We start from the raw sequence: 19,589 nt of genomic DNA, 5'->3' as shown, positions 1-19,589 counted from the left end.
GCTTGCGCGAGGTGTCTCATCACATTAATAGTTGAATTCAACGAAATCCTCCTGTAAGATGGTTATAGTATGTACTTTTAGTACTAGCCTATAAAAAAAGATAAATCCATACATAGGGGTGCAAATCCATGTTAAAAATTGAAGAGATTCATGAACTAATTAAATTAATTGACGAATCAACAATTGATGAATTTACGTACGAAAATGAAGGCGCAAAAATCAAGTTAAAGAAAAATAAAGAAGTCGTTCAGCAAGTTGCGGCACAAGCACCAGTGGCTCCTGTCCAAGCAGCTCCAGCTCAACAAGCTCCTAAAGCACAAGCTCCAGCTCAGACCGAAGCCCCTGCACAAGAGGGAGCCGCGTCTGAAAACCTGCATAAAATCACATCCCCAATGGTTGGCACATTTTACGCTTCTTCTTCACCAGAAGCAGATCCGTATGTGACAACAGGTTCTAAAGTGAAGGAAAACTCAGTTGTATGTATCGTTGAAGCGATGAAACTGTTTAATGAAATCGAAGCAGAAGTAAAAGGCGAAATCGTCGAAGTATTAGCTGAAAACGGTCAGCTTGTAGAATTCGGACAACCCCTCTTTCTAGTGAAAGCAGAGTAAGGAGTACGATCATGATTAAAAAGCTATTAATTGCAAACAGAGGAGAAATCGCAGTTAGAATCATCCGTGCTTGTAAAGAGCTTGGAATTGAAACAGTTGCGGTATTTTCTGAAGCGGATCGTGATGCGCTGCATGTTCAAATGGCTGATGAAGCATATTGCATCGGACCGACTGCTTCAAAAGATAGTTATTTAAATGTGACAAATATTGTCAGTGTGGCAAAACTAACAGGTACTGATGCCATCCATCCAGGATATGGTTTCCTTGCTGAAAATGCAGACTTTGCAGAGCTTTGCGAGGAATGTAATGTCATCTTTGTTGGACCAACTGCGTCAGCAATTTCCAAAATGGGAACGAAAGATGTGGCAAGAGAAACAATGAAGCAAGCTGGAGTTCCAATTGTCCCTGGTTCTCAAGGAATTGTAAAAGATCTTGATGATGCTGTTTCAACAGCAGCTGGTATTGGGTATCCTGTCATTATTAAAGCAACTGCAGGCGGCGGTGGTAAAGGTATCCGTGTGGCTCGCACAGAAGAAGAGCTCATTAACGGTGTCACCATTACGCAGCAGGAAGCAGCACAAAACTTCGGGAACCCAGGTGTCTATTTGGAGAAATTCATTGAAGACTTTAGACACGTTGAAATTCAAGTCCTTGCTGATCAGCATGGGAATACCATTCACTTAGGTGAACGTGATTGTTCTATCCAAAGAAGAATGCAAAAGCTTCTGGAAGAAACGCCATCACCTGCACTAAATGCAGATATTCGTGAGCAAATGGGTGAAGCTGCCGTAAAAGCAGCCGAAGCTGTTGAATACACAGGTGCCGGAACGGTTGAATTCATTTACGATTATAATGAAGAGAAGTTTTACTTCATGGAAATGAATACACGTATCCAAGTAGAGCATCCTGTAACGGAAATGGTCACTGGTGTTGATTTGATCAAAGAACAGATCAAAGTAGCTTCAGGTGAAAAGCTTTCCCTTACGCAAGAGGATGTCGTATACGAAGGCTGGGCGATTGAATGTCGTATTAACGCAGAGAACCCTGAGAAAAATTTCATGCCTTCTGCTGGTGAAATTAAAATGTACCTTCCGCCAGGCGGTTTAGGAGTACGTATTGATTCTGCCGCTTACCCTGGTTATGTGATTCCGCCATATTACGATAGTATGATTGCGAAAGTGATCACATATGGTAAAACGAGAGAAGAAGCAATTGCAAGAATGAAACGTGCGCTTCAAGAATTCGTCATTGAAGGAGTCTACACAACGATTCCATTCCACCTCAGATTACTAGAGCACGAAACATTTGTGAGCGGTAATTTTAATACGAAGTTTTTAGAAACGTATCAAATTATGAAATAATAACAGCTTTTGGAGGTGAATGATCGTGTCAGAAAACAATTTGCTTGAAATGAACCTTGATGAAGATCAATTGGGAAAAGTGCAAATTGCGCCAGAAGTGATTGAAGTCATTGCTGGGATCGCTGCATCAGAGGTCGAAGGAATTGCGGAAATGCGCGGCAACTTCGCTGCTGATGTGGCAGAACGCTTTGGGAAGAAAAATCACCGTAAAGGTGTGAAAGTAGATGTCTCTGATGAAGGCATCACAATTGATGTGTATTGTGTGGTTGAATTTGGCCTATCCATTCCAAAGGTATCCACTGCTGTTCAAGAAAATATCCGTCAAACCCTTTTAAACATGACGGCCTTAACGATTAATGAAATCAACATTCATGTCGTTGGCATTCAATTTGATACAAAAACAGCTGAAGCTGAAGTTGATCAAGAAATGTAAAAAGGGTTGAAGTGAAACCAAGGAGGCATTGCCTCTTTGGTTTTTTAAAGCCCATTTTTGGGAAAATTCCGCATGATGATTACGTCACGCATGGAGTGATTCGTTTTTCGTCACAGCTCGCATGGATCTTGGTGCGACTACGGTCAAAATATGTTATGATCTCTGTATGGCTTAACGACAAGCGGATAAAGTGGTTAAAGGAGTAAATAATGAAAAGAAGAACTGCAAGAGAAAAGGCACTACAAACATTATTTCAAATTGATGTCAGCAATATTGATCCGAAAGAGGCCATTACACATGCGCTGGATGAACAAGAATCAGATCCTTTTTTCGAGGAACTGGTTTTCGGTGTGCTCGAACAAAAGGACAAGCTCGATGACATGATTTCACAGCATCTTGTGAATTGGAAACTTGATCGTATTGCGAACGTAGACAGAGCCATTTTAAGGCTGTCTGTGTACGAAATGGTATATCAAGAAGATATCCCGGTGAGTGTTTCAATGAATGAAGCCATTGAACTGGCTAAATTGTTCGGTGACGATAAGGCGCCGAAATTTGTAAATGGTGTACTTTCAAACATTAAAAACGACCTAAAGCAGCAATAGGAGGATTCGACATGACAGCAACAATCATCGATGGGAAAGAAACAGCAAAAGAAAAGCGTGAACAATTAGCAAAAGAAGTAAAAGAGCTAAAACAAAAAGGAGTCACACCTGGTCTTGCCGTTATTCTAATCGGTGATGATCCGGCTTCACTTTCTTACGTACGCGGGAAGAAAAAAGCAGCAGAAGCCATGGGCATGCATTTCCAGCTTGATCATTTAGATGCTTCTTTAACAGAAGAGGAATTGCTAAAGATGATTGATCAGTACAATGCGAATGATCAATTCCACGGAATTCTTGTTCAGCTTCCACTGCCAAAACATATTTCTGAAAAAGCCGTCATTGAACGAATTTCACCAGAGAAAGACGTAGATGGTTTTCATCCGCTGAATATCGGGAAAATGCTACTTGGGGAAGACACATTCCTCCCTTGCACACCAGCAGGTATTGTTGAATTATTGAACAAAACAGGTGTGGATCTCTCTGGCAAAGAAGTGGTCGTTGTAGGACGAAGCAATATCGTCGGCAAACCAGTTGGACAATTGCTATTAAACGAAAATGCAACCGTCACCTACTGTCATTCAAGAACGGCGAACATTTCAGAACATACGTTAAAAGCGGACATTTTAGTTGTTGCCGTCGGTCGAGCAAACTTTATTAAAGCTGACCAAATTAAAGAAGGCGCTATTGTCATTGATGTAGGAGTCAATCGTCTAGAAACAGGGAAACTTGTAGGGGATGTTGACTTTGAAGCAGCAAAAGAAAAAGCTTCTTACATCACACCAGTCCCTGGCGGAGTGGGCCCAATGACAATTACGATGCTTGCACACAATACGGTTAAATCAGCAAAACGTACATTATCATAAGCTTGATCCATTCATCCACCTGCGTGCTGCCGGTGGATGAATGTGCGTTTTTGAAGAGGAGGAATACGTCATGAGTGAAAAAGCCTTTGTGACGGTCACAGCCCTTACAAAATACATAAAAAGAAAATTTGATGTTGACCCTCATTTAGAAGATATTTGGATCAAAGGTGAGTTATCAAATGTGAAGATTCATTCAAGAGGTCATGTTTATTTCACCTTAAAGGACGAAAATGCACGTATGCAAGCTGTTATGTTCCAGCGCTCCGCGTCCAAGCTACCTTTTTCACCAAAGAGCGGAATGAAAGTGTTCGTACGTGGCGGAATTCAAGTCTACGAACCGAGCGGAAGCTATCAATTATATGCAAAAGAAATGCAGCCTGATGGTGTTGGTGCTCTTCATCTTGCCTATGAAGAGCTGAAGAAGAAACTAGCAAGTGAAGGCTTATTTGATGAGCGCTATAAAAAAACAATTCCTGAATATCCAGAGGTTGTTGGTGTCATTACATCCCCAACAGGAGCAGCTGTTCGAGATGTCATTACCACGATCAATCGGCGCTATCAGCAGGCCAAGATCATTGTGCTTCCGGCATTAGTCCAAGGAGAAAATGCTCCGCGTTCGATTGTGGAACGGATTAAAGAAGCCAATGAAAAACAGCTTTGTGATGTCTTGATTGTCGGGAGAGGCGGAGGATCAATTGAAGAACTTTGGGCCTTTAATGAAGAAGCAGTCGCAAGAGCGATCTTCGCATCAGACATTCCAATCATTTCTGCCGTTGGGCACGAAACAGACTTTACTATTAGTGATTTCACTGCAGACATGAGAGCACCCACACCAACAGGAGCAGCAGAACTAGCTGTTCCAAGCACCGCTGATTTAATTGAACGAATCAAATCAATCGACATTCGGTTAACAAGAGCAGTAAAAAATCGAACGTCACAAGCAAAAGACCGTCTTGTGGCACTTCAATCCTCTTATGCTTTCCGATTTCCAAAACGATTACAAGAGCAAAAAGAGCAGCAATTCGATATGATATTTGATCGTTTTCAAAAACAGCTGACAAGACAAATGGAACAAAAACGCAGTCAACTTGACCGCCAAACATATAGACTGAAGCCGCTTCATCCAAAAGAGCAGCTGCTTCAGGCGAAAAAACGTCACGCCAATGAAACAGAACAGCTCGTTCGGAGCATGAATGTGCAAATGAAAACAATTCATTCGCAGTTCCAATCGGTTCTTGGTAAACTAAATGCATTAAATCCGCTTCAAGTCATGGAAAGAGGCTATAGTTTAGCTTATAAAGAAGATGAGCTCATTAAAAGTGTGAATCAAGTAGAAACGAAGGATCAACTGACGATTACAATGAAGGATGGACGTCTGATTTGTGAGGTTATTGAGAAGGAGGGCAATCATCATGACAGAATCAAATAAACAAAAAGAAGAACAAATGACATTTGAAGAGGCCATGAAAGGACTTGAAGAGATTGTGGGAAAGCTCGAAGAAGGCGATGTACCGCTAGAACAAGCTATCCACTATTTCCAAGAGGGTATGACGCTCTCAAAACTTTGCCATGAAAAATTACAGCATGTTGAAAAGCAAATGGATTTCATTTTAAAAGAGGACGGTGAACTGGCTCCTTTTTCTGTGAAGGAGGCAGATGCTGGTGACAAGTAACTTAAACGAATTTTTAACAACACGAAAACAAGCAATTGAAGACTATTTATTTACATATGTGCAGGAATTGTCTATTCCAGAAGACCTGAAATCTTCTATGCTTTATTCTCTGAAAGCTGGCGGAAAAAGACTGCGTCCTGTGCTTGTTCTTGCTCTTTTAAATGCGTATGGAAAAAGGGAAGAAGAGGGTATACCAGTAGGCTGTGCAGTGGAAATGATTCATACATATTCCTTGATACACGATGATCTTCCTTGTATGGACGATGATGATCTGCGCCGAGGAAAGCCGACCAACCATAAAGTATACGGCGAGGCAACAGCCGTTCTTGCAGGTGATGCGCTGCTCACTGAAAGCTTCCGTCTGATTACATCGCAATTATCTGACGATGTACCTGCTGATCAAAAGCTTCGAATCATCGATGAACTTGTTACATCAGCAGGTGCACTCGGAATGGTTGGCGGGCAATTTGATGATATGGAAGCAGAACAGAAACAAATCCCTCTTTCTGAATTAGAATCGATTCATGCCCGCAAAACAGGAAAGCTACTCACCTTTAGTGTGGTTGCAGGTGCGATACTGGCAGGTGCATCTGATGATGAGATCGAAAAGCTGAGAGAATTCAGCTATCATATTGGCATTGCTTTTCAAATCCGTGATGATATTTTAGATCTTGAAGGCAGCGAAGAGAAAATAGGAAAGCGGATCGGCTCCGATACAGCAAATGAAAAGTCGACATATCCTTCTTTATTAACGCTTTCAGGAGCAAAAGAAAAGCTGGATGAACATATCACTCGTGCGAAAGAAATTGTCTCAAATCTTGAGTTGGAGCAAAACTTGCTGCATGATTTATGCGATCTGATTGCCTCACGAGATCACTAAAAACAGCCTAGATTTGAGGGTCCTCGAGCAATTGTGGTAAACTGTAAACAGTTTATCATGATGAGACAACTCTTATTCCTGAATTGGTTTTCATAGGAATAAGGCATTATATATGTAGATAGAAATTTTGTTGAAAGCGAGTTGATCCTGATTGGATCTTTTATCAATAAAAAATCCAACGTTTCTAAAAGGAATGTCAAATGCAGAATTAGAGGAGCTGAGTGCGGACATTCGCACGTTTTTAATTGAGTCGTTAGCGAACTCTGGTGGGCACATTGGTCCAAACCTTGGTGTCGTTGAACTTACTGTTGCACTTCACAAAGTATTTGACAGCCCGAAAGACAAATTTCTTTGGGATGTTGGACATCAGTCTTACGTTCACAAGCTGTTAACTGGAAGAGGCGCCGAGTTTGATACGCTTCGTCAATATAAAGGGCTCTGCGGTTTCCCTAAACGAAATGAAAGTGAACATGATGTTTGGGAGACTGGACACAGTTCAACCTCATTATCTGGTGCAATGGGAATGGCGGCAGCGCGTGACATTAAAGGAACAGATGAATACATTCTCCCGATTATCGGCGATGGTGCACTAACCGGCGGTATGGCGTTAGAAGCACTGAACCATATCGGGGATGAAAAAAAAGACATGATTGTGATCTTAAACGACAATGAAATGAGTATTGCGCCAAACGTTGGTGCAATCCATACAATGCTTGGCAGACTACGTACAGCTGGTAAATACCAATGGGTAAAGGACGAGCTTGAATATTTATTCAAGCGTATCCCAGCAGTAGGCGGGAAGCTTGCTGCAACAGCAGAACGTATCAAGGACAGTCTGAAATATTTGCTTGTCTCTGGTATGTTCTTTGAGGAAATGGGCTTTACTTACTTAGGACCAGTAGATGGACATTCCTATGAAGATTTGTTTGAGAATCTTGAGTACGCAAAGAAAACAAAAGGCCCGGTTCTCCTTCATGTCATCACGAAAAAAGGAAAAGGCTATAAGCCGGCCGAATCTGATAAGATCGGCACATGGCACGGAACAGGCCCATACAAAATCGACACAGGTGACTTTGTAAAACCGACAGCAGCTGCACCGTCGTGGAGTGGTCTCGTCAGTGAAACCGTCAGAAAGCTGGCACGGGAAGATGAGCGGATTGTCGCGATTACACCTGCAATGCCCGTTGGCTCAAAGCTTGAAGGATTTGCAAAAGAATTCCCTGAGCGAATGTTTGATGTTGGAATTGCAGAGCAGCACGCTGCAACAATGGCAGCTGGACTTGCTACACAGGACATGAAGCCATTTTTAGCGATTTATTCAACGTTCCTTCAAAGAGCCTATGACCAAGTGTTGCATGATATTTGCCGTCAAAATCTCAATGTGTTCATTGGAATTGACCGTGCAGGTCTTGTCGGTGCAGATGGAGAAACACATCAAGGTGTGTTTGACATTGCTTTCATGCGTCATATGCCGAATATGGTTCTCATGATGCCAAAGGATGAAAATGAAGGACAGCATATGGTCAACACAGCCATTCAATATGATGATGGTCCAATCGCCATGCGCTTCCCGCGTGGAAATGGACTAGGCGTCAAAATGGATGAACAGCTGAAAACCATCCCAATTGGTTCTTGGGAAGTTCTTCGTCCCGGGAAAGATGCTGTCATTTTAACATTCGGTACAACCATTAAAATGGCGCTGCAGGCAGCAGAAGAACTGCAAAAAGAAGGTAAATCAATCCGTGTTGTCAATGCACGTTTCATTAAGCCTCTTGATGAAGGCATGTTAAATGAGATACTGTCTGAAGGTTTGCCAATTTTAACAATAGAAGAAGCGGTGCTTCAGGGTGGATTTGGCAGCAGCGTTTTAGAATATATACACGATAAGAAAGCATCTCATATCAAAGTAGAACGTATGGGCATTCCAGATGAATTTATTGAGCATGGAAGTGTCGATGCGCTACTTGAGGAAATTGGACTGACGAAAACACAGGTTGCTGAAACATTGCGTGACCTGCTTCCCGCAGCACCAAGAAAAGGAATTGGATCATGACATCAAAGAAAGAACGACTTGACGTTTTATTAGTCGAACAAGGACTAATGGAAACGAGAGAGAAAGCAAAACGCGCCATTATGGCAGGGATCGTTTACTCAAATGAAAACCGTTTGGATAAGCCAGGAGAAAAAATCGCTCGTGATACCCCGCTGACTGTGAAGGGGAATCCGCTGAAATATGTCAGCCGAGGTGGGCTAAAGCTCGAAAAGGCACTTCAGGAATTTGATTTAACCGTTGAAGGAAAGCTTTTAATTGATATCGGCTCATCAACAGGGGGATTTACAGATTGCGCACTCCAAAATGGAGCAGTCAAATCCTATGCTGTGGATGTTGGTTACAATCAGCTTGCGTGGAAATTACGACAGGATGATCGGGTGATCGTCATGGAACGCACCAACTTCCGCCATTCTGTTCCGGCAGATTTCACCGAAGGATTACCAGAGGTTGCATCTATTGATGTATCATTTATCTCGCTCAAACTCATTCTTCCCGCACTAAAGCATATTCTTATCCCAGGCGGCGACTGTATTGCGCTAGTGAAGCCGCAGTTTGAAGCGGGCAGAGAGCTTGTTGGAAAAAAAGGCATTGTGCGAGAACCTTCTGTACATCTTGGTGTGCTAGAAGAAATGAATCAATTTGCTGCAAAAGAAGGCTATGATGTAAAGGATGTTTCGTTTTCACCGATTACAGGCGGAGATGGAAATATCGAATTTCTCCTCCACTTGGTCCTGCATCCCGATCAAGAAGAGAATACGGCACTTCCAGTATCTGAACTTGAAAAAGTCGTCAAAGAAGCCCATGCCGTATTGAAAGAAAAGAAAAACAGTCCTGAGCCGGCTGACACATGAATTATTGAAACAAAAGGAATAATAGCTCGCTATTATTCCTTTTAGATTGTTGACAAAGGGCTAAAATGAACTTGATTTTAGCCCTTTGTCTTCTTTTCAGCGTGATAGAAAACCTTTGCAGCCCTAGGAAGGACGAGTACTGGCGCGGAGCGAATTTGGGATTCGTGAGCACCAGAGCGCAGGACTGACAAAGAATGCGAGGGTTTGTCTACATGCTGAACGGAATAATCGCTCGCTATTATTCCTTTTTACATGGTCAAAAGATCAGAATTGACCGTTTCTCACGTAATGCTTGTTTTTTGAAGTGTGCATCATATAACATAGAACGTAAAGACAAACTGAGATTCTAACGCCTAGGGGGGTCAAAATGAACAAAGGTCAAAGACATATTAAGATTAGAGAAATTATCGCAAGCCAAGAAATCGAAACACAAGACGAATTAGTCGATATTTTGAAAGCGGATGGATATAACATCACACAGGCGACCGTATCAAGAGATATCAAAGAACTGCATTTAGTCAAAGTGCCAACAAATAACGGAACATATAAATACAGCCTTCCTGCAATCAGCGGTTTAACCCGCTATCGAAATTAAAGCGTTCCTTAATGGACGCATTTATTAAAATGGATGCTGCCAGTCATTTAATCGTTTTAAAAACAATGCCTGGGAACGCTCAAGCCATCGGTGCTTTAATGGATAATTTAGATTGGGAAGAAATTATGGGAACCATTTGTGGGGATGATACCATCTTAATCATTTGCCGCACGCCAGATGATACGGATACCGTTTCGTCCAAAATTTTAGAGCTTCTATAAAGAGATCAGGTTTACAAAAAGAGGTGTCAAATGAGTGTTAGCAGAACTAACCATTAAAAACTTTGCAATCATTGAGGAGTTAACGGTTTCGTTTGAAAAAGGACTCACAGTTCTAACAGGGGAAACAGGTGCCGGAAAATCAATCATGATTGACGCTGTCTCACTTCTCGTAGGGGGAAGAGGATCATCCGAATTTGTCCGTTATGGCGAAAAAAAAGCAGAGCTGGAAGGTCTTTTTCTTGTACCAGCAGATCATCCTGTATTTGCCCTTTGTGAGGAGCAAGGCATTGATGCATCTGATGAAATGATGATTCTTCGCCGTGATATCAATCAAAGCGGGAAAAGCATTTGCCGCATTAATGGTAAGCTTGTCACCATCTCGCTTTTAAGAGAAGTTGGCCGGCTTTTGCTTGATATACATGGACAGCACGATAATCAGCTGTTAATGGAGGATGAAAATCATTTGCATTTGCTTGATCAATTTGGAGCAGAAGAAATTGCACCTGCTCTCTCGCAGTATCAAGAAGCGTATGATCAATATATGAAGACGGCGCAAAAACTCAAACAGCTGTCTGAAAATGAACAAGAAATGGTTCACCGGTTAGACTTATTGCAATTTCAGCTGGAAGAGATTGAAGCGGCACAATTAGAGCCTGGGGAAGATGAGAAGCTTCAAGAGGAACGTCATCAAATCAGCAATTTTGAAAAAATCTTTTCCTCGCTTCAAAACGCGTATAATGCTCTGCGTAATGAGCAGGGAGGACTTGATTGGGTTGGGATGGCTTCAAGCGAGCTTGAGCAAGTTTCTGAGATCAATGACGATCTGAAAAAGCTCTCTGAGCAAGTGTCAAACTCCTATTATTTATTAGAAGATTCTACTTTTCAAATGCGCAGCATGCTTGATCAATTAGAATTTGACCCAGCCCGTCTTGATTTTATTGAGTCTAGGCTAAATGAGATGAAGCAGCTGAAGCGAAAGTACGGCACAACCGTTGAGGAAATTTTAGAATATGCGGCTAAGATTGAAGAGGAGATAGACCAAATCCAAAATCGAGACAGCCATTTGCAGACACTTAAAAACAAACTTGATGCGATAAGCCGGGATGCATTGCTTGAAGCGCTTAACGTGTCAGAGCTCCGTAAAAAATGGGCGAAAAAACTGGCGAAGCACATTCAAGCTGAATTGAAGGATTTATATATGGAGAAGTCTTCTTTTGATACCGCTTTTACGATTCGATATGCACCTTTTGGCAGTACGGACTGCCCGCTTTTAGATGGAAAACCCGTACAGCTCGGGAAAAATGGCATAGATCAAGCGCAATTTGTCATTTCTACAAATCCGGGTGAACCGATGAAATCTTTGTCAAAAGTAGCATCTGGAGGAGAAATTTCACGTGTCATGCTGGCAGTGAAAAGTATTTTCTCAGCGAAACAAGAAGTGACGTCCATTATATTTGATGAAGTGGATACGGGTGTTAGCGGCAGAGTCGCACAAGCCATTGCTGAAAAAATTTATAAAGTAGCAGCAGGCTCACAAGTACTCTGTATTACCCATCTGCCGCAAGTTGCAGCAATGGCTGATACACATCTTTTTATTTCTAAACGCGCTAAAGCTGGTAGAACAATGACGAACGTCAAACCACTCAGTGATGATGAAAAAGTGAGTGAAATTGGCCGAATGATTGCTGGTGTAGAAGTCACTGAGCTCACAAAACAGCATGCAAAAGAATTACTGCACCAAGCAAATGATGTCAAAACGACAGGGTAGCTGAAACAACAGCTGCCTTTTTTATATTGTCTCATAATCACTGTATATACGCATGAAATCGTCTTTTTCTTTTATCAATTTATCCAATCATTTTCTAAAGGTGTCGGTTATAAATCCTCGCTAAGAAGGCAAAAGTAAAGATGTAGCCAAAACATTAATGTTCTGGTGTGGGTAAGGAGCGAGGAGAGTGAAAAATGAATGCCCGAAAAGATGAGAAAAGCCATTGGTGTGATTCTCCTTGTTTCTTTAATAAGTACAGGGTTTATGAGCATAGTGAAGGAATATATCAGCATTCCAACAACTGTCGCAGTATTTGAACACGAGAAGCATTCGATTGATACATCCATTGAAGCGTCAGCCAATGCTTCTTCACCAGCCTTTAGTCTTTCAGAGAAAAAGAATCAACTTGAAGTAACGGGACAAAAGGCGGGAAAAGCCGAAATTGTTTATGATTTTAAAGGATTTCCTATTAAGAAAACAAAAGTCGATGTTCTTCCCGAATTAAAAGTCATTCCTGGAGGACAATCCATTGGCGTCAAACTCCATTCTGTCGGAGTTCTCGTTGTCGGTTTTCATCAAATCACAACAGCAGACGGCAAAAAATCACCAGGTGAAGCTGCAGGCATTCAATCAGGGGATATGATCATTGAGATCAATGGTCAGAAAATGGAGAAGATGAACGACCTCACCCCATTTATTCAGAAAGCAGGAAAAACGGGGGAAACCCTTCATTTACTCATAAAAAGAGACCATAAAACCTTTCAAACGACATTAACACCCGCTAAAGATGCAAGTGAAGGTACTTATCGAATCGGTCTTTATATTCGTGATTCCGCAGCAGGGATCGGGACGATGACCTTCTTTGAACCATCTTCTAAAAAATATGGCGCCCTTGGGCATGTGATTTCTGACATGGATACAAAAAAACCAATCGTGGTCGACAATGGTGAAATTGTCAGATCAACTGTCACATCCATTGAAAAAGGGACAGGAGGCAACCCTGGAGAAAAATTGGCCAGGTTTTCTTCCGAAAGAAAAACGATAGGTGATATTTCACGTAACAGTCCATTCGGTATATTTGGTACGTTAACCGAAAAACTTGAAAATCATGTAGCAGACAAACCACTTCCAGTCGCATTATCAAATGAAGTAAAAGAAGGTCCAGCCGAAATATTAACGGTTGTGGACCATGATAAAGTAGAGAAATTTGATATTAAAATCGTCAGCACAACACCACAAAAATTCCCGGCAACAAAAGGAATGGTGCTTAAAGTAACAGATGAACGCTTATTAAGCAAAACAGGCGGGATCGTTCAAGGAATGAGCGGAAGTCCGATCATCCAAAATGGCAAAGTCATTGGAGCGGTCACTCACGTGTTCGTCAATGACCCGACAAGCGGATACGGCGTACACATTGAATGGATGCTGTCAGAAGCAGGAATTGATCTTTATCAAAAAAACAAAAAAGCAAGCTGATGAAAAACTGCCGCGAATCTTCCGGCAGTTTTTTTCTACCCTTTCTTTCTCTTCCATCATGTTATAAAATAAGGAAAAAGAGATTTTTCGACAAAATGGAAAACAGTGTGTTGTCAAATTGCAATAATCGTCGATTCATTAAGAAAAACGTAGAAAAAGCTAGATAATGCTCTATTATTCGGAAAATTAAACTTTTTTAAAGGGGATAGCATGGTTTTGTCGAATTGAACACTCAGAAGAGAAATGCAAAAGACTAAGGAATCGACATTGGGGAGGAAAGAACGTGGAGAAAATTAAAGTGTGTGTAGCTGATGACAATCGAGAACTTGTTGGCCTTTTGACAGAGTATATTGAGGGACAGGAAGATATGGAAGTACTTGGCGTGGCGTATAATGGTCAGGAATGTCTGACATTATTTAAAGATAAAGAGCCCGACGTTCTCCTCTTAGATATTATCATGCCTCATTTAGACGGTCTTGCTGTACTGGAACGCCTCCGTGAAAACAATGAAATGACCAAACAGCCAAGTGTCATTATGCTGACGGCTTTCGGACAAGAAGACGTAACGAAAAAAGCAGTCGATTTGGGCGCATCCTATTTCATTTTGAAACCATTCGATATGGAAAACCTCGTAGGTCATATTCGTCAAGTCAGTGGAAACGGCACACAAGTCAGCCATCGATCTTCATCTATCCAAAACAGTGTCCTTCGCAGCAAACCTGAACCGAAACGTAAGAACTTAGATGCGAGCATTACGACGATTATTCATGAGATTGGCGTGCCAGCTCATATTAAAGGCTATTTATACTTAAGAGAAGCCATTTCGATGGTGTACAATGATATTGAACTACTTGGCAGTATTACAAAAGTATTGTACCCAGACATTGCAAAGAAATTTAACACGACAGCCAGCAGGGTAGAACGAGCGATTCGTCATGCCATTGAAGTGGCTTGGAGCAGAGGGAATATTGACTCCATTTCGTCACTCTTTGGCTACACAGTCAGCATGTCAAAAGCCAAACCGACCAATTCCGAATTTATTGCCATGGTGGCTGATCGTCTGCGTTTAGAGCATAGAGCAAGCTAAGTCACCTTCCATAAAAAAACGTTTCTTCAATGAGGCGTTTTTTTATTTTCGTAAAATATTGCTAAAAAATGGTTATGTTGATAAAATCATCTTTAATGTTTAAATTGGACAAACGGGTCACTTTATTTTCAGAATAAAATGAAAATAAAGCATGAAAGAAATGAATAGGACATAAAATAGTGGTAATCAGCTACGCTAATCAATTGGCTTATAGAAGAAGAAAACGCTCATTCGTAAGAAAAAGGATGAGAGGAAAAGGTCTTATGAAATTAGTAAATAAAGTAAATGAGATCGAAAGTTCTATTTCTATTGACCTGATTGGTTGGCGTTTTAAAGTCACTGGCTTCTTAGAGATTGTGCCATTTGAACTGAATATTCCCATTGTCGAATTTAATAATTTTCACATTCTTTTACTATGCTATAATAATGAAAAGAAGAGGGTGAGGTTATGGGAAAGCTGAAAATCCACTCTGCTGAGGTTGCGAACGAAATTAGCAAGTGGACTAGGGTCATTTCTCAGAATGACCTAGAAAAATCTGCTGTCTATAAAGAGAAAATTCAGAATTTGCTAAAAAATACAGATGAGGATCGAGAAGTTCTTCTTTATTATCAGCTAGTCGACGGCAGACATGAAATGTTACTTGGAAATATTGAAAAAGCCAATCAGATTATGAAAAGTGTCGGAACGCTGGATGAAAAAGCAGATGACATTATTAATTTTTATTTTTACTTTTATAAAGGCCAATATGCTGCCTATGTCAAAAAATATGATGAGGCGATTAGTTTTTATAAGATTGCTGAGCAGCGGCTAAAACGTGTGAATGAAGATCTTGAAGTCGGAACTTTTCATCATAAAGTCGCTTCCATTTATTACGAACTGAAGCAAAATTTCATTTCCATTAATCATATTAAAAAAGCCATTGATACGTTTAAAGCGCATGAAGAATATACCGCACAGGCGATTGACAGCTTGATTTTGCATGCGAGCAACTGTATTGATTTACTACAATTTGATGAAGCTGAGGAAAAGTACCAAGAGGCACTTGAGAAAAGTAAGCGCATTAACAATGAAGTGCTGATTGGGAAGTGCTATCACAATTTAGCGGTTCTTTATTACGCAAAACCTGATTATGAAAAAAGTGCGCAATACGCCAAAAAAGGGATGAGCATTCAAATTCATCGCGACAATAGCCATTATTTCATCCAATCTTTATATGTTCTCGCAAATGCCTTAGTTCATTTAGGAGATCATGAGGCGAAAGAATATATTAAAGAGGGGATTCAATATAGCTGTGATATCCAAAATAATGAATATATAGTAAAATTTGAAATTTTAGATTTAATGTGCGAAAATAGTGGAGCAGCAGACGTATTCTCTGAAAAATTAGACTACATAGAAAAAAATAGATTATATGTGGAGCTTGAGGATTTGTCTGAACAAATATCGAAATACTTCAAGGAACGAAATGATTATCAAAATGCCATTCGTTTTCTTGAAAAGAAATTCGATGCACAAATACTTCAAAAGAAAGTGGAGGTTATCTTATGAAAAAGTTGTTGTTAGGTGTAACAATCGTTACAGCAGTCGCAGTTGTTTCTTCCCTTTTTGCTCTTGACGCAGAGACGACAGAGCAAGCCATCAGAGCGATTACGTGATCGAATTTACCTGTCAACCTCTTCTCTCTTATTAGAAGAGGTTTTTTTATGTGCTCAAACTGGCAAAACGAAAAAAGACACGTCATAATATAGGTAATCATCATATTTAGAGGTGGCATATGACGAAAATTTTTGCACATAGAGGCTTTAAAGGAAACTATCCAGAGAACACCATGATTGCCTTTGAGCACGCAATCCATTCTGGAGCGGATGGGATTGAGCTTGATGTTCAGCTCACCAAAGACGGCAGGCTGGCTGTCATTCACGATGAAAAGCTGAACCGAACGACCAATATGAAAGGGTTAGTGAAAGACTATACATATGAAGAGTTAAAAAGAGGAGATGCCAGTCATTCTTTCTATGAAGAAACGGGTGCGGTCTCCATTCCTCTTTTAGAAGAAGTATTAGAGCTAGTGACGCAGAGACCATCCTTTATGATCAACATCGAATTAAAAAACTCTATTTATCGATATCCAGGGATTGAAGAAAAAGTAAAAGAGCAAATTGAGCACTTTCAAATAGAGGATCGAGTACTTGTCTCATCATTTCATCACGGCAGTTTAGCTCTTTTTCACAAGCTGATGCCGCACATTGAACTGGCGGTCCTCACGATGGATGTGATTCATCAGCCGGACATGTATTTAAAAACAATCCCGGCAAAGGGCTACCATCCGAATATAAAGGGCGCTGGGGTGACAAAAGAAGTAGTAGCCGCTCTCCATGCGGACCAACAAGTGATTAGACCGTTTACTGTAAACAGTGAGAAGCAAATAAAAAATATGTTGAGATTGGGTGTTGATGGAATCTTTACTGATTTTCCTGATCGAGCCGTCAAAATAAGAGAAGAAATGAAATAAAGACCCGCTATCAACAGCGGGTCTTTTTCATGATTACCTTTGCTTAAAACGAGTTGTTACTTTATTTCGTTTACGGTCCCTATATAAAATAAATCCTGCAACAACATAAAGACCTCCCCCTAAAAATAACAACCCTGCAATTCCTTGCAGCCATAAATATGGAAATGGTGCAATGATGATGCCGAAAACAGTGTCACGCAGCAGCTTAATGCCAAGTGCTGCAAAGGATCCAGGTATTAAAATAATCACTAATGCCAGTATTCTCCCCATCAAATGTCCCCTTAAACGTCATTTACTTCCATTGTCTAATTCAAAAAATATTTTGTCAAGAAAGGAAAACGTGGTAATATAGGTGTTGTGCAATTTTTTGCAACGGAAAAATATGGTGTGCAAAATTTTTCATATAAAGGGGTAACGGGATGCAGAGAGTCTTGATTGTCGGTGCAGGACAAGGTGGATCAGCACTGCTTGAAACATTGCTGAAAACAAATACGGTTCAAATCATTGCGATCGCCGACCTTGATCTCGAGGCACCGGGGATGGATGAAGCGAAAAAGAATGGAATTGAGACGACGACGGATTGGAAAGAATACATAAAAGATGACATTGATATCATCATTGAAACCACAGGCAGTTCTGCTGTACTGAAGGAACTAATTGAACAAAAACCAGAGCATGCTGTGATTGTGCCTAGCTCGATGGCATACGTCATTTCAGAATTAATGGCAGAGAAACAACAGCTTATTCAAATATTGAAGGAACAAACCTATAAACATGACCGCATTTTTAATGCAACGAATGATGGCATGATTTTTATTAATATGGATGAAGAAGTGGTCCTGTTTAATCGATCGGCTGCCAAAATGGTGGGGTGTTCGCAAAAGGATGCGATTGGCCGTCACATTCGAGAAGTGATTCCGAACACGAAACTTCCCGATATATTAAGGTCAAGGGAGCCAGAATTTAACCAAAAGCAATTTTTGAATCAGCAAATTCAAATTGTGACCACCCGTCTGCCGATTATTGATGACGCGGGGAGAATGTTAGGTGCTTTATCCATCTTTAAAGACATTACAGATGCGGTGGAGCTTGCGGAGGAAGTAACGAACCTCAAAGAAGTAAGAACGATGCTTGAGGCCATTATTCAATCATCAGATGAAGCCATATCGGTTGTCGATGAGCAGGGAAAAGGTATTTTGATCAACCGTGCTTATACGAAAATGACCGGTTTAACGGATAAAGAGGTCGTGGGGAAACCGGCAGGCGCTGATATTTCCGAAGGGGAAAGCATGCACTTAAAGGTGCTTGAAACAAGAAGACCAGTTCGAGGCGTCAGAATGAAGGTTGGTCCAAATAAAAAAGATGTCATCGTCAATGTAGCACCTGTTATTGTTGACGGCATTCTAAAAGGCAGTGTCGGGGTCATTCACGATGTATCCGAAATTCAATCATTGACGAATGAATTAAATAAAGCAAGACAGCTCATCCGAACACTTGAAGCAAAGTACACATTTGAAGACATTATTGGAGAAAGTGAACAAATGCTTGTCGCACTTGAGCAGGCAAAGCTGGGTGCAAAAACGCCGGCAACCATTTTACTCCGTGGAGAATCAGGTACTGGGAAAGAGCTGTTTGCGCATGCCATTCACAATGAAAGTGATCGCAAGTACAACCGCTTTGTCCGTGTCAACTGTGCTGCCTTATCAGAAACTCTTTTAGAGTCAGAACTGTTTGGCTACGAGGAAGGAGCGTTTTCTGGTGCAAGGCGTGGCGGGAAAAAAGGGCTGTTTGAAGAAGCCAATCACGGCAGTATCTTTTTAGATGAAATCGGTGAAATGACGCCAAGTACACAAGCGAAATTGCTGCGTGTCATGCAGGAAAAAGAAATTGTTCGGGTAGGCGGAACGAAAGCGATACCGGTCGATGTGCGTGTGATCACAGCGACAAATGTCAATATTGAAAAGGCGATGGCAGAAGGGAAGTTCAGAGAGGATTTATATTATCGAATGAACAGATACCCGATATCGATCCCACCGCTCAGACAGCGTCTCGAAGATATTGAATCATTAAGTAAACGCCTCATCCAAAAGATCAATTTAGACTATGGGCGAAACGTCAGCGGCTTAACAGATCGTGCGCTTAAAAGACTTCGATCATATAGCTGGCCAGGCAATGTGAGAGAGCTTGAAAATGTGCTTGGACGAGCGATGATCTTTTTGAATCCGCAAGAAGAATGGATCGATGAAGCGCATATCGCCTTCATGGAGTCAGACGAGCATGAGGAAAAAGAGCAGCAGGAACTGGCTGTTAGTCAATTTGAGGGGGAGACGCTCTCAGATGCTGTAGAAGCATTTGAAGCGCAGCTGATCAAACAAACCCTTGAAAAACATCAATTCAATCGCACAAAAACAGCGAAAACGTTAGGGATCAGCATTCGAAATCTTTACTATAAAATGGATAAGTATCAGCTTGCAAAAGATAGCATGCAGTAACATGCACGTAAACTGCAAAGAATTGCATGATTTCTTTGCGAAAAGGCTAATTTTTCACACATTTCAAGCTGGCACGGAACTTGCATATAAAAAGAGGAACCGAGCAC

At 41.1% G+C, this 19,589-nt stretch carries 17 protein-coding genes and 1 pseudogene; 17 read left to right on the top strand and 1 reads right to left on the bottom strand.

Going from position 1 to position 19,589, the window contains the following annotated elements; translation table 11 throughout:
- Nucleotides 1-128: 128 nt before the first annotated feature.
- The 16 genes and pseudogenes from accB (at nt 129) to AC0VYC_RS11105 (ending at nt 16,990) form a co-directional block, all read left to right on the top strand.
- The gene (gene accB, locus AC0VYC_RS11180) at nt 129-611 is read left to right on the top strand and encodes an acetyl-CoA carboxylase biotin carboxyl carrier protein (RefSeq protein ID WP_024718862.1); all 483 of its coding nucleotides are present in this window, start codon (nt 129-131) and stop codon (nt 609-611) included.
- A gap of 11 nt (nt 612-622) precedes the next feature.
- Nucleotides 623-1,972, top strand: coding sequence for an acetyl-CoA carboxylase biotin carboxylase subunit (accC, locus tag AC0VYC_RS11175; protein ID WP_008342217.1), 1,350 nt, complete (start codon nt 623-625; stop codon nt 1,970-1,972).
- A gap of 25 nt (nt 1,973-1,997) precedes the next feature.
- Nucleotides 1,998-2,405, top strand: a complete 408-nt coding sequence (locus AC0VYC_RS11170; RefSeq protein WP_017357965.1) for an Asp23/Gls24 family envelope stress response protein — start codon at nt 1,998-2,000, stop codon at nt 2,403-2,405.
- A gap of 209 nt (nt 2,406-2,614) precedes the next feature.
- Nucleotides 2,615-3,010, top strand: coding sequence for a transcription antitermination factor NusB (gene nusB, locus AC0VYC_RS11165; protein ID WP_012010530.1), 396 nt, complete (start codon nt 2,615-2,617; stop codon nt 3,008-3,010).
- An 11-nt stretch (nt 3,011-3,021) separates the two neighbouring features.
- Nucleotides 3,022-3,873, top strand: coding sequence for a bifunctional methylenetetrahydrofolate dehydrogenase/methenyltetrahydrofolate cyclohydrolase FolD (folD, locus tag AC0VYC_RS11160; protein ID WP_475388460.1), 852 nt, complete (start codon nt 3,022-3,024; stop codon nt 3,871-3,873).
- A gap of 70 nt (nt 3,874-3,943) precedes the next feature.
- A complete protein-coding gene (gene xseA / locus AC0VYC_RS11155) occupies nt 3,944-5,302 on the top strand; it encodes an exodeoxyribonuclease VII large subunit (protein ID WP_047945452.1) in 1,359 nt (452 codons plus the stop codon).
- On the top strand, nt 5,286-5,546 hold the full coding sequence (locus tag AC0VYC_RS11150; protein WP_003215880.1) for an exodeoxyribonuclease VII small subunit: 261 nt from the start codon (nt 5,286-5,288) through the stop codon (nt 5,544-5,546). Before xseA ends, AC0VYC_RS11150 begins: the two co-directional genes overlap by 17 nt.
- Nucleotides 5,530-6,426 (top strand): polyprenyl synthetase family protein, encoded by an 897-nt coding sequence (locus tag AC0VYC_RS11145; protein WP_186316951.1) that lies wholly within the window; start codon nt 5,530-5,532, stop codon nt 6,424-6,426. Before AC0VYC_RS11150 ends, AC0VYC_RS11145 begins: the two co-directional genes overlap by 17 nt.
- 151 nt (nt 6,427-6,577) lie before the next feature.
- Nucleotides 6,578-8,479: a 1-deoxy-D-xylulose-5-phosphate synthase gene (dxs, locus tag AC0VYC_RS11140; protein WP_007501165.1), complete on the top strand. Its 1,902-nt coding sequence runs from the start codon at nt 6,578-6,580 to the stop codon at nt 8,477-8,479.
- Complete coding sequence (locus tag AC0VYC_RS11135; RefSeq protein ID WP_007501164.1) at nt 8,476-9,330, top strand: TlyA family RNA methyltransferase; 855 nt, start codon at nt 8,476-8,478, stop codon at nt 9,328-9,330. Before dxs ends, AC0VYC_RS11135 begins: the two co-directional genes overlap by 4 nt.
- 367 nt (nt 9,331-9,697) lie before the next feature.
- Nucleotides 9,698-10,146: pseudogene (gene ahrC, locus AC0VYC_RS11130) on the top strand (transcriptional regulator AhrC/ArgR).
- 34 nt (nt 10,147-10,180) lie between these two features.
- Entirely contained in the window at nt 10,181-11,914 is a 1,734-nt protein-coding gene (gene recN, locus AC0VYC_RS11125) for a DNA repair protein RecN (protein ID WP_008342224.1), read from the top strand.
- 198 nt (nt 11,915-12,112) lie between these two features.
- Nucleotides 12,113-13,390 (top strand): SpoIVB peptidase, encoded by a 1,278-nt coding sequence (spoIVB, locus tag AC0VYC_RS11120; RefSeq protein ID WP_007501161.1) that lies wholly within the window; start codon nt 12,113-12,115, stop codon nt 13,388-13,390.
- Nucleotides 13,391-13,673: 283 nt separating this feature from the next.
- The gene (gene spo0A / locus AC0VYC_RS11115) at nt 13,674-14,477 is read left to right on the top strand and encodes a sporulation transcription factor Spo0A (RefSeq protein ID WP_008342226.1); all 804 of its coding nucleotides are present in this window, start codon (nt 13,674-13,676) and stop codon (nt 14,475-14,477) included.
- A gap of 448 nt (nt 14,478-14,925) precedes the next feature.
- Nucleotides 14,926-16,026, top strand: a complete 1,101-nt coding sequence (locus AC0VYC_RS11110) for a Rap family tetratricopeptide repeat protein (RefSeq protein ID WP_019743381.1) — start codon at nt 14,926-14,928, stop codon at nt 16,024-16,026.
- A 226-nt stretch (nt 16,027-16,252) separates the two neighbouring features.
- Nucleotides 16,253-16,990: a glycerophosphodiester phosphodiesterase gene (locus AC0VYC_RS11105; protein WP_326241967.1), complete on the top strand. Its 738-nt coding sequence runs from the start codon at nt 16,253-16,255 to the stop codon at nt 16,988-16,990.
- Nucleotides 16,991-17,023: 33 nt separating this feature from the next.
- Here AC0VYC_RS11105 and AC0VYC_RS11100 read toward each other — a convergent pair whose 3' ends face one another.
- Complete coding sequence (locus AC0VYC_RS11100) at nt 17,024-17,260, bottom strand: DUF2627 domain-containing protein (protein WP_326241965.1); 237 nt, start codon at nt 17,258-17,260, stop codon at nt 17,024-17,026.
- 149 nt (nt 17,261-17,409) lie between these two features.
- Here AC0VYC_RS11100 and AC0VYC_RS11095 point away from each other — a divergent pair, with 149 nt between their 5' ends.
- Nucleotides 17,410-19,482, top strand: a complete 2,073-nt coding sequence (locus AC0VYC_RS11095) for a sigma 54-interacting transcriptional regulator (protein ID WP_440147562.1) — start codon at nt 17,410-17,412, stop codon at nt 19,480-19,482.
- The last annotated feature ends 107 nt before the right edge of the window (nt 19,483-19,589 follow it).

Source organism: Bacillus sp. iso_77 (genome assembly GCF_056173625.1).
This window is presented reverse-complemented; position numbering and strand designations above follow the sequence as displayed.